11 protein-coding genes are annotated in these 11875 nt (G+C 46.4%); all 11 read left to right on the plus strand.

The genetic code is table 11. The features are described 5' to 3' along the window. Nucleotides 1-43 precede the first annotated feature (43 nt). The 11 genes from DW085_RS08975 (at nucleotide 44) to DW085_RS09020 (ending at nucleotide 11874) form a co-directional block, all read left to right on the plus strand. Nucleotides 44-1885 (plus strand): ATP-dependent helicase, encoded by a 1842-nt coding sequence (locus DW085_RS08975; protein WP_118492309.1) that lies wholly within the window; start codon nucleotides 44-46, stop codon nucleotides 1883-1885. Nucleotides 1886-2114: 229 nt separating this feature from the next. Beyond that, the gene (locus DW085_RS08980) at nucleotides 2115-2588 is read left to right on the plus strand and encodes a hypothetical protein (RefSeq protein ID WP_118492311.1); all 474 of its coding nucleotides are present in this window, start codon (nucleotides 2115-2117) and stop codon (nucleotides 2586-2588) included. Nucleotides 2589-2737: 149 nt separating this feature from the next. Continuing rightward, nucleotides 2738-3271 carry a hypothetical protein gene (locus tag DW085_RS08985; RefSeq protein WP_118492313.1) on the plus strand — a complete coding sequence of 178 codons (534 nt, stop codon included), beginning with the start codon at nucleotides 2738-2740 and terminating at the stop codon, nucleotides 3269-3271. Nucleotides 3272-3285: 14 nt separating this feature from the next. Continuing rightward, nucleotides 3286-4017 (plus strand): hypothetical protein, encoded by a 732-nt coding sequence (locus DW085_RS08990; protein WP_147353939.1) that lies wholly within the window; start codon nucleotides 3286-3288, stop codon nucleotides 4015-4017. 6 nt (nucleotides 4018-4023) lie between these two features. After that, nucleotides 4024-5340 carry a YDG domain-containing protein gene (locus tag DW085_RS08995; protein ID WP_243033986.1) on the plus strand — a complete coding sequence of 439 codons (1317 nt, stop codon included), beginning with the start codon at nucleotides 4024-4026 and terminating at the stop codon, nucleotides 5338-5340. 83 nt (nucleotides 5341-5423) lie between these two features. Further along, nucleotides 5424-5789, plus strand: a complete 366-nt coding sequence (locus tag DW085_RS09000) for a hypothetical protein (RefSeq protein WP_118492319.1) — start codon at nucleotides 5424-5426, stop codon at nucleotides 5787-5789. A gap of 330 nt (nucleotides 5790-6119) precedes the next feature. Then, the gene (locus tag DW085_RS09005) at nucleotides 6120-7400 is read left to right on the plus strand and encodes a 2-hydroxyacyl-CoA dehydratase family protein (RefSeq protein WP_022359647.1); all 1281 of its coding nucleotides are present in this window, start codon (nucleotides 6120-6122) and stop codon (nucleotides 7398-7400) included. Further along, a complete protein-coding gene (locus DW085_RS09010; protein WP_118471956.1) occupies nucleotides 7397-9106 on the plus strand; it encodes an acyl-CoA dehydratase activase in 1710 nt (569 codons plus the stop codon). The genes DW085_RS09005 and DW085_RS09010 overlap by 4 nt, the downstream gene beginning before the upstream one ends. 983 nt (nucleotides 9107-10089) lie before the next feature. Then, nucleotides 10090-10512, plus strand: a complete 423-nt coding sequence (locus DW085_RS20525; RefSeq protein WP_347475027.1) for an AAA family ATPase — start codon at nucleotides 10090-10092, stop codon at nucleotides 10510-10512. Between the two features lie 32 nt (nucleotides 10513-10544). After that, a complete protein-coding gene (locus DW085_RS09015; protein WP_347475028.1) occupies nucleotides 10545-11402 on the plus strand; it encodes a DUF4143 domain-containing protein in 858 nt (285 codons plus the stop codon). An 82-nt stretch (nucleotides 11403-11484) separates the two neighbouring features. Further along, nucleotides 11485-11874, plus strand: a complete 390-nt coding sequence (locus DW085_RS09020; RefSeq protein ID WP_118492320.1) for a pyridoxamine 5'-phosphate oxidase family protein — start codon at nucleotides 11485-11487, stop codon at nucleotides 11872-11874. Nucleotide 11875: the final 1 nt, after the last annotated feature.

Genomic DNA, 11875 nt, shown 5'->3' on the forward strand with positions numbered 1-11875 from the left:
ATATGCCGAGATATTCTTGAATTGTGGAGTAAGGAAACAGGAAATGGCATTCAGTAAAGCACAGACACAGGCAATCATGCATAAAGATGGTCCCATGATGGTTCTGGCGGGACCGGGATCAGGGAAAACAACGGTGATCACCCATCGGGTCCAGTATCTGACGAAGGAGTACGGAATCGATCCGGGGGATATTCTGGTAATCACCTTTACCCGGGCAGCAGCCGAGGAGATGCGGGAGCGGTATGAAGCATTGACCGGCGGCGGATCCAGAGTCACCTTCGGTACTTTTCATTCGATCTTTTTTAGGATCTTAAAGCTGGCATACCGATATACCGCTGACAATATTGTCCGGGAAGAGCAGCAGATGCAGTTTGTCCGGGAGCTGGCTCAGACCGGAGGTCTGGAGCCGGAGGATGAAAATGAGTTTGCAGCCTCCATTTTAAGTGAGATAAGCTCTGTCAAGGGAGAGAGGATTGCACTGGAACATTACTATTCCAAAAACTGTCCGGATGCAGTTTTCCGTCAGCTCTATGCGGGCTATGAAGAGAAAATGCGCCGGGCCGGACTCATCGATTTCGATGACATGATGGTGCTGTGTCTGGAACTTTTTACGGAAAGAAAAGATATCCTGTCTGCCTGGCAGAGGAGGTATCGGTACATCCTGATTGATGAGTTTCAGGACATCAACCGGCTTCAATATGAGATCGTGCGGATGTTAGCCAAGCCGGAAGATAATCTTTTTATCGTGGGGGATGATGATCAGTCGATTTACCGGTTTCGTGGGGCCAAACCGGAGATTATGCTGGGGTTTGAGCGGGATTATCCGGGTGCCGGACGGATTCTTCTGGATGTGAATTACCGAAGCACCGAGGAGATCGTGGCACCGGCATTGCGGCTGATCGGAGAAAACCAGAAACGTTTTTCAAAGGCCATCCATACAACGGGGCGTCATGGGAAGAACGTGATCACGAAGCTCTGGCAGGATCCGGGGGAAGAAAATCTGGCCATTGCCAGGGAGATACAGCTGTATCTGCAGTCGGGAGTGCGGCCGGGGGATATCGCAGTTTTATACCGGACCAATGCTGGTCCTCGTTTTCTGATGGAAAAGCTGATGGAATACAACCTTCCCTTCCGGACACGGGATACGGTGCCGAACCTCTATGAACACTGGATTTCGCGAAATATCCTGACCTATATCCGGATTGCCATGGGAAGCCGGGCACGGGAAGATATTTTGCAGGTCATCAACCGTCCGAAGCGGTATATCAGCCGGGATGCGATGCCGGATGAGACGGTTTCGTTCGAGAAGATGAAGGCATTCTATGCGGAGAAAGACTGGATTGCCGAGCGGATCGAGAGTCTGGAAGGGGATCTGCGGGCCATCGCCCGGATGTCACCTCTGGCAGCCGTCAATTATATCCGCCAGGGCATGGGATACGATGAATATCTGATCGAGTATGCGGCATTCCGGCGGATGCGGCCGGAGGAACTTTTAGAGACTGCCGATGAGCTAAAAGAAAGTGCGGCGGGTTTCAAGACCTTTGACGAGTGGTTTGCACACATCGAGGCGTACAAGGAGGAACTGCTCCGGCAGGCGGCGCAGCGGCGGACGGAGACGGATGCGATCACGCTGGCGACGATGCACAGCGCCAAGGGGCTGGAATTTCCCATTGTTTATATTCTCGATGCCAATGAGGGCATCACGCCGCACAGCCGCGCGATGCTGGACGAGGATATGGAGGAAGAACGACGTCTGTTCTATGTGGCAATGACGCGTGCAAAGACCCGGCTGCATGTATATGCGGTGCGGGAGAGGTACCATAAAAAGGCGGAAGTATCGCGGTTTGTGTGGGAGTATCTGGGGCGGGATGGAGATAGCAGGTAACGAAATTCACAATGAAAATCGGGAAATCAGGCAAAAAAGTTGAGGACAAAGGAGAAATGTCGTTCGGTTCCAAAAGTGCCTACCCGTGAACAGTAACAATAACGGTACCAAACATATATTGTGTATAGTTTATTGACATTTTTTGAAAATTGTTCAATAATAACAGTATGAGAATTAAACTTCATGGGCGTCAAAAGAGATGACAGGTAAACAGAGAGGAGATGGGAGAATGAAAGGTATACGAAGGGCGGCAGCGGTGTGTCTGACAATGACATTGGCAGTATCGACATTATTTGGAAATACAGCATGGGCGGATATGCCGCAGAAGACGGAGAGGAAAAAATGTGTCCATGTGCATACAGAGGAGTGCTACGGCGAGCCGGATGAGGAGGCAACCTCGTCCCAGATAGGAGAAGAGCCAACGGAATGTACCCATGTCTGCAGTGTGGAAAGCGGATGCATACGGAATACAGCCTCGTCTTCCGGTACGAACGAGGACGATTCTGAAACCGGGCCGGATGATGAAGAAACCAACGATCAGAAGGATTCTGCTGACAAAGCGGAGAATGCACCTTCCGTCAGTACACCATCGGATATGGAAGATACGACAGTTCCAGGTGGAACAGTGATACCGGCTGTGAAGTCCAGATCTTCTCCTGGTCCTGGTATGATCCGGAGGAGAACCTGCTGGATGGCAAATTAGAGCTTAGCGGAGTTACCGAGGAAGCCCAGCCATCCTTCGAAGAAGTCACGGAGTACTTACCACAGGCTATTATTGCCCAGGTCGGAGAAGAAAGCGAAGCTGGTAAAGAGGAAAAACTTCCGATCACTGGCTGGAGCTGTAACGAGTATGTGCAGGATGAAGAAGGCCGCTGGCCGCTGGAAGGCACCTATGAGTTTGCAGCAGAGCTGCCGGAGGCATATGAACTGGCGGAAGATGCAGAGGCGCTGGTGGTGGAAGTATCTGTGACAGGAGACCAGGCGGCGATGCCTGTAGTAAGTGGAACTCCTGTGCTACATGTAAGTTTTAACTCAGGCGATGAAGTTAAAAGTCTATACTTTGATGGAGAAAATTTTTCTAGTGTTTACAGCGATGTAATGAATTTATTGAAGGCTCGCGGTATAACGGTTACTAGTCTAGGAGAAAGTAGCTTTCAATTAACAATGACGAATGCTTCCATACAGTACCTTGAGTTAAGCCAGGGAACATGGGAGATAGTATTAAATGGAAGCAATGAATTAAAGGGAAAAGGAAAAGGTGTTGGAGGATGTGGTCTTAGGATTAATAACTGGGTAAGTGCGACGATTGAGGCAGGAACAGCACCCGCTTCTTTGAAAGCTAAGAATTCTCCAACGACAGGAAGAAGTGATCCCTCCAGCGGATAGTGGTCGCAGGTAACTTGACGATAGAAAGTGGAACGATAGAAGCAACTGCCTATGCGGGAAACAATAGCGATCCATTCTCAGGGGGCATTGTTGTGGGAAGCGATGGAAATTTAAATATTAACGGAGGCGCTGTTACTGCTGCGGGAACAGGCAAGAATGGCGTGCTTGTCCGTGGAAATTTCCAGATGACGGGTGGATCATTAACGGCAACTGGAAGTGGGAAACCCGGAATTGAGAATGAGGGTAGTTTTGAACTTTCAGATGGAACAATTTCAACAAGTTCTGATAGTGGTGGAACAGGATTTGTGCAGAGGGGTAAACCTGCAATGATCAGAGCCAAACTGATTACGGATCGATTATGCATTACTGGAAATAGTTCCTTCACTGTTGCAAGAGGCGGAAAGGTAACCTCTGAAAGTACGATAATTAAAAGTGGCAGCACACTTACCAATGAGGGGGAATTTGTTTCAAACGGTGCATTTGAAAAAGAAAAAGATGGAACATTTATCAATAAAGGCACAATCAGCGGAACCGGAAGTCTGCCCGATGGTGCAAAGCAGATTCCAGATACAATTACAGTTCGTAAAACGGAAATAATTGCAGATTATCGCAACAATATGTTGATCGATGTTCCAAGCCTTGCGGGTATTCATCAACCGGATAGAGCCGGAAACCTGCAATATGAACTTGCTGAATATACAGGAAGTGATAAAGGAGAAGGAACGATTAACGAGAAAACGGGTTAGTTGACGGTGACCAAGGCTGGTGTATTTAAAATCGAGGTGAATACACAGGAAAGTGGATTCTATAAAGCCGGAGAAAATCCGGTTTGTATAACATTGACGGTTAATAAAGCAGCTTTTCCTGCTTCCTGGAATTTGATCGTAACGGCTACCAGCGGTATATATAATGGATCTAAAGGGTATCCGGCAGCAACCATTAGCACAACAGATATACCTGATGGGGCAAGATATGAATATCAGCTGAAGCGTACAAATCGTACGGATGATTTACAAGAAGATCAGTGGAAGTCGGAGTGTCCGAAGATTGTGAATGTAGCAGAGTCGGAGCAGTTTGTATTTGTAAGAGTGACAGTAGATAATTACGAGTCGAAGGTATTTTGCTCTGGCAATCAGACAAATATTACCCAACGGAGGTTTGCAGATACAAAAGTAACACTTGAACCAGAGAAAGTCATTTATAATGGTCAATCCCGGGATCCGGAGATCAAGGTGGTTGAGAACTGGCAGGAAGCTTCCAGGGATGCAGTGGATAGGGCGGATTATATAATCCAATATTGGACATATTGGACAGGAACTGATAATAGGGAAGTTGGAGAGCGAAAAGATGCTGGAACATACACTGTCCATCTGTTGGGACAGGGAAATTATAAGAATGAATCGAATACAGCTATATTTACAATCGACAAGTGTAAATTAAATGCACGGATAACAGGAGGCTCTTTCGATAAAGTCTATGATGGAACGACAGATATTAGGGAGGAGCAGAATTTATCCGTTCAGCTTTACAGTGATTCCGGCACTCCTGATTCTCAGGATGTTCGTGCTGACCAGGTGAATTTGGCATATCAGAGTGCGGATGTTGGAGAGCATGATATTGAGGCGGCAAATATTACGTTAGCAGGTGACAATGCAAAGAATTATGAGCTGACAGAAAATAGCACATCTATCAAAGGCAATATCGTAGCACGTGATTTTGCATCCATGACTGTGTCGGCAGATCCGCTTACCTACAATGGTACCGAACAGAAGCCGCAGATCCATGCATCTGTGGAAACCGGTCTTTCAAATGTGAGTCCGGATGCAGTGGTAGTTACTTATTCTAAGAATGGAGTGGATTACCAGAGTGAGATCCCGGGCTTTACAGATGCGGGAACTTATCAGGTATATGTGAAAGCTTCGATGGACAATTTCAATGATGCTGTAAAAACAGTCAATGTGACGGTTCAGCAAGCGCCTCAAGCTCAGGCAGTCATTCAGGCGGCGGAAAAGACAGCGGTGGAAAAGACAGCGGTGGAAAGGGCAGCAGTGGAACAAGCAGCAGCGTAAGTTCCGGCACAGTAACCAAAGATAGCCAGAAAGGCTACCGCAGCGAGGAGCAGGGGGTTATCACCGGTGCATCGAATCAGGCAGTGAATGACGGTTACAGCCATTGGATAAAGGATGCCAGAGGCTGGTGGCTCCGCTACAGTGACGGCACCTGGCCTATGGGCAATACCGGTGCATTTCATTGGGAAAAAGTCAACGGCAGATGGTGGGCATTTGGCGCTGAGGGATATCTGAGTACCGGCTGGATCTATGACACCCTGTACCAGGGATGGTTCTATATGGACGAAAACCAGGGTATGCTTACAGGATGGCAGTTCATCAATGGAAAATGGTATTATCTGAATTCGAATCAAGACGGCAGTGCCGGCATCATGTATTCAAAACGCCGGACACCGGACGGCTGGTACGTGAAAGAAGACGGCAGCTGGGATGAAGAAGCGGGAAGATAATAGGTAAAAGAGTTATTTAAAGCGGTTGATCGGGAGGTCAGCCGCTTTTTTGACCACATTTTGGCTTTAAAAATTGAAAAACGGTCACCAGAATTTGTGGGAAATGATAGGTGGTTGTTTGCTCAGTTTTTTGGAATATAGATGATTTTGTCACAGGCGTAAAGTTCTTCTCCCCCTCTGTTTCGCGTTTCATATCCGATATATTTACAATTCCCATCCAACTGACTATAATAAAGAATGCCCGTTTGCCTGCAAAGGCGCGGAACCATATCCATCTGCATCAGGGCGATATGACAGAAAAATGAACTTAAAAGAATGGAAGAAAGAACAATGGATGTAATTGGAAAATTTGGAAATAGGGTGAGCAGCCAGGCGCTTAAGGATCCGGAAAAAGCGCGTCGGCTGCTTCTTGCGGGATACCGCCTGCAGGAAAAGAAGCTTCAGTTTTTGCCGGATCGGGGGCTGCCGTCGTCGGGACAGTATGTGGCGCGGGTGGTTATGAAAAATATCATTCAGTCGCTGTCGGAACCGGAGAATGCGGCGATGGTCAGCATATTTGTGCCGGGAGAGCTGGTGATGGCGGCAGGGCTGACGCCGTACTCAGTGGAGGCGATGTCCTGTTTTATGGCGGGAACGAAGTGTGAGCAGACGTTTCTTCGGAAAACGGAGGAAGAAGGATTTCCGGAGACGATGTGTTCGTACCACAGGGTGTTTCTGGGGGCGGCGCTGACGGGGATTCTGCCAAAACCGAACTGCATGATTTATACGAACCTTGCGTGTGATGGAAATATGATGACGTTTCCTTATTTAAAGGATAAATTTGAATGTCCGGGCTTTTATATCGATGTTCCGTATGAGAAAAACCGGGAATCGGTTCTGTATGTGGCGGATCAGCTGCGGAAATTGAAACGGTTTCTGGAGGAGACGACGGACAGACGGATTTCGGAGGAAACAGTGCGGAGTGCGGTAGATAACAGCCGGAAAGCGGCAGCGAATTATAAAAAACAGCTTGCCCTGCGGTGTGCGCATGACCCGGTGACCTCTCTGACGAATGAATTGTATGCGCTTTTTATGTGCCATCTGATGGCTGGCTCAGAGACGGCGGTTACCTATACGGAAAAACTTCTGCGCGATGTGCGGATGTCACCGAGGGGAGATGGTCTTTCGGTAATCTGGATGCACATCATGCCATTTTTACAGGAGCCGGTTAAGGATATTTTTAATTATAGTAAGAAAATGCACATCCGCGCCTGTGATTTTATCGCAGATGGTTTTCAGGAGATGCATGCGGAAGACCCGTATGAGGCGATGGCAGAGAAAATGGTCTACTGCATTTACAACGGCAGTGTGAAACAGAGAATTGAGGAAGCGGAACGGCTTGCCAGAATCACGGAAGCGGATGGTGCTGTTTTATTTGCCCACTGGGGCTGTAAGGGAACGATCGGTGCATCCAGCCTGATTAAGCAGTCCTTAGAAAAGACAGGACTTCCGACGATGATCCTCGACGGTGACGGCTGCAACCCTGCCAATACCAGCGACGGTCAGGTATCGACGCGGCTTCAGGCGTTTGTGGAAATGCTGGAAAAGGGCAAGGAGGAGAAACACGCATGATTTATTACGTCTGTAAGTACACCCCGATCGAGCTGTTCCGGGGGTTTGGAGAAGAATGTTCTGTTTTGGAGGAAATGCCGGAAAATTTCGAACAGTCGGATCAGATTGCACATGCAAATCTGTGCGGCTTTGGAAAATCGGTCATTCAGGCAGTGCTGGAAGGAAAGGTTGAACAGCTGGTGCTGGTAAACTGCTGCGATTCGATGCGGCGCGTTTACGATATCGTGGAGAGCACGGGAAAATGTAAGTTTTTATATATGCTGGATCTGCCGCATGATGATAATGAATGTGAAAAAGTGAAATTTGCGGGCACGATCCGGAGGCTTAAAAAGGCATATGAGGCATATTCCGGGAAAGTGTTTGATAAACGCGCTTTTATCAAGTCCTTTATTACGCCGGAAATGAACACGGAGCCGTACATTGGTGTGCTGGGCGTGCGGGTCAGCGGCATTCTGGAGGATATGATCCGGGACAATATCCAGATGGATGTGGAAAATCTGACCTGTACGGGTGGTCGGAAACTGTCGGTCGTACAGGATGAAATGTGGAATATGGAGGAAGAGGAGCTGTTTCTTTCTTATGCGGACGTCCTGCTGGGACAGATGCCGTGTTTCCGCATGAACCGTTCGATCCGCAGAAACCGTCTGTATCTGGATCCGAATTTAAAGGGAATTATTTATCACACGATCAAGTTCTGTGATTATTATGGATTTGAGTATGCGAGTATCAAGCGGGATATCAAGGTTCCGCTCCTTAAGATTGAGACTGATTTTACGAGCCAGAGCGCGGGGCAGCTTTTGACGCGCATTCAGGCATTTGAGGAGACGATAGAGGGATCAGAGGATATGGATCCGGGAAAAGGTATCAGTGAGGAGGCAAGAAAGAAGATGGAGTCGGGCATTTTTTATGTAGCGGGAATCGACAGCGGTTCGACAAGTACGGATGTGGTCATACTGGATCAGGATGGAAAAATTAAATCGACGATGATTATTCCGACCGGCGGCGGTGCGATGATGAGCGCCGAGAAGAGTCTGGATCTGGCGATTGAGAAAGCGGGAATTAAGAAAGAGGAGATCGTGCGGATCGATACGACCGGATATGGACGATCCTACATTGACAGCGGGGATGACAGCATCACGGAGATTACCTGCCATGCCAAGGGCGCAAATTATCTGAATCCGAATGTCCGCACTATCATCGACATTGGCGGGCAGGATATCAAGGCGATCAGCATCGACGGGCAGGGAGCCGTGAAAAATTTCCTGATGAATGACAAATGTGCCGCCGGAACGGGACGTTTTCTGGAAATGATGGCGAAAACGCTGGGACTTTCCCTGGAGGAAATGAGTGTGAAAGGGCTGGAATGGAAGCATAATATCGTGATTTCCAGCATGTGTACGGTGTTTGCAGAGTCGGAGGTCGTGTCGCTGGTGGCACAGAATAAGGATGTGGCAGATATTATCCACGGTTTAAATGTGTCAGTTGCCTCAAAAGTCGGCGCGTTGGCAGCCCGCCTTGGAAAGGATCATCCAGGCGAATATATGATGACCGGCGGTGTGGCGAAGAACCAGGGTATCATCCAGGCATTGGAAGAGAAGCTTGGTGCTAAACTTTATATCTGTGATGAGGCGCAGCTCTGCGGTGCGCTGGGAGCGGCGCTATTTGCTTATGAGAAATGTAAAGGCAGTGCGGAGGAAACGCGATGAAGCGGCAGGGTTAAAACACTTGTATCGATATTTTCGTCAGATATTCACTGGGAGAGGCTGTGGCCAATTCGTCGATCACAGCCTCTTTATAAGAGTATTTGCCGGTTTTAAGTGATAGGGGTGATTTTTCGGTTTTGTTATAACTTTTGTGAAAAAATAAGCATAGGTATCCAGATGATTTTTTCGTAAATCTGCCACATCAAGTATGGCACCATAAGGATGACCGACATTTAGAGCGTGGGCATTACAGTAACCGATGTGGCGGCAAAGAGCCTGGATGATTTTATGATGGTCATCTGTATGAATCGGATCGCTGAGAATCAGATATTCTTCCGGTGTCGTCTCGAGAAAAATACGACCATTTTTATTTTCTGTATGGAAGAATAATTCATCTTCTGTGTATTCTGCCTGTTTCTGATTCAGTGATTCCTGGAGTGATACCAGGGATAATTTTATATGATTGGACTGTAAAGTGAATAAAAATCCAAGAATGCATCTACATTCTGAAATCAGAAATCAAATTAAAACATTATAATCTTCGATGCCTCGTTGGGAAGCCAACGGGGTATTTTTTTACCCAATCAGGCTGTATAGGACACCTCATTTTTGATGTCTTTGGACGATGCGAGAAGCATTACTGATTGGAATCCTTATATCTATGATATAGCTTTTTGCAATACAAAAAGACTTTACATATGGCTATAAAAATCAACTGTATTCCAAGCGGAACCTTCCCCCATTTTCTGGAACACGAAAAAGAAGAAACGCTTTCGGTCTATCTGGAGGCCGTCAAATGGGCGCTTCTGGAAGAATGAATATGTCCGAAAAAATGTTGGAATTATAATAATATTAATCGAAAAAATGTGATTTATAATAAAATAATGTCCGCAAAAATGCTGTTTAGCAATGGAAATATGCCCTGAAAAGTGTTAAGATAGAATACAGATGCTTTTGGATGTATATGTTGCGCAGGAGGTTTCTTAATGGAAAGAGAGCTGTTTACGAAACTGGAACGATGGATGAATAAAAAGAACAGAAAGCCGCTGATCATACAAGGAGCGCGCCAGGTCGGAAAAACCTGGATTATGAAGGAATTTGGAGCCAGGTTCTATGAAAATACAGTCTATATCAATTTTGATAATAATAAAGCAATGAAGGATGTATTTGACCTAGACTTTGACTTAAAGCGGATCCTTTCTGCAATCAAAATTGAGTACGGAAAGAGTTTTCAGGCTGAAAATACATTGATTATTTTTGATGAGATCCAGGAAGCACCAAAGGCGCTGGCATCTTTAAAATATTTCTATGAGAATGCACCGCAGTATTCTATCATTGCAGCTGGTTCCCTGCTCGGTGTTGCATTACATCAGGGAACATCCTTCCTGTTGGGAAAGTTGATTTTTTAAAATTATGCCCTATGAGCTTCAATGAATTCATTTTGGCAGTTGGTGAAAAGGGGTTGCATGAAGCGTTGAGGTCCCAAGATTATGAACTGATCAATGCATATGCCGGGAAATATACGGATTTGTTAAAAAAGTATTATTATGTGGGCGGAATGCCAGAAGTAGTCCAGACATATATTGATTCCGATGATCTATTTGAGGTACGTGAGATCCAAAACAATCTTCTGCAGTACTATGAAGAGGATTTTAGCAAACATGCGCCAAAGGAAGTTGTTCCGCGCATCATGATGGTCTGGAATTCGATTCCTTCCCAATTGGCTAAGGAAAATCGTAAGTTTATGTATGGAGCACTACGAGAGGGTGCACGGGCAAAAGATTTTGAACTTGCAATTCAGTGGTTGGAAGATGCAGGGTTAATCCTGAAAAGCTATAGAGTATCAAAGCCAGATATTCCACTGATTGCGTACATGGAAATGAACAGTTTTAAAATGTTCATGTTCGATGTGGGATTGTTAACAGCAAAGGCCGGACTATCAGCAAGACTTCTATTGGAGGGAAGCCGGATCTTTGAAGAATTCAAGGGGGCACTTACGGAACAGTATGTTGCACAGGAGTTACACGCTGCAGGATATCCGCTTTATTATTTTGCAACAGCACGATCAACTGGAGAGATAGATTTTATGTTGCAGGGAGATTTAGACTGCGTTCCGATTGAGGTGAAGGCAGAACAGAATCTCCGTGCCAGGAGTTTGAGGGCATTTTGCGATAAATATAAGCCGGGCATGGCGATTCGTAGCAGTATGTCAAATTATAAGCAGGAAGACTGGCTGACAAATGTTCCGTTATATATGCTTGCGGAATATTTGAAAAGAACAATATATGTGGTAAGCTGATAACAATTTACCTCAAAACCAACGGGGGATTTTTTGTTCTGAATCAGACAATACAGAAGTTCGCGCTAAGCGAACTAATGAAATGGAGGTTCTGGAGTCCCTTCACGGCAATGTAGTATGTGCATTAGCTGCCGGAATCGGTGACTATGTGCGATGTACTCTCTTGGAATATAGCTATCACGATGGCCAGTTTTGGATTTTTACAGAAGGCGGCGAGAAGTTTATAGGACTTGAGAGGAATAAAAATGTCAGTCTTGCTGTCTTTGAAAAGCCCCCGGACTTTGGTGCGCTGAAAAGCGTGCTGGTCATGGGAACAGCAAAGCTCATCGAGCCGATGTTATTTGAGGTTCCTGGATTTGATGAATATTCGGAAAACTTGATAAAAAGTTCGATGATAGGAGTTCGAAAAATTTCTTTCGGGAAAGAATCTGTTGCGGAAACGCGGGAAATACCGTATAATAATGCGGTCTGAT

Origin of the sequence: Clostridium sp. AF50-3 (genome assembly GCF_003477445.1) — a bacterium.
Lineage (GTDB): Bacteria > Bacillota > Clostridia > Lachnospirales > Lachnospiraceae > Otoolea > Otoolea fessa.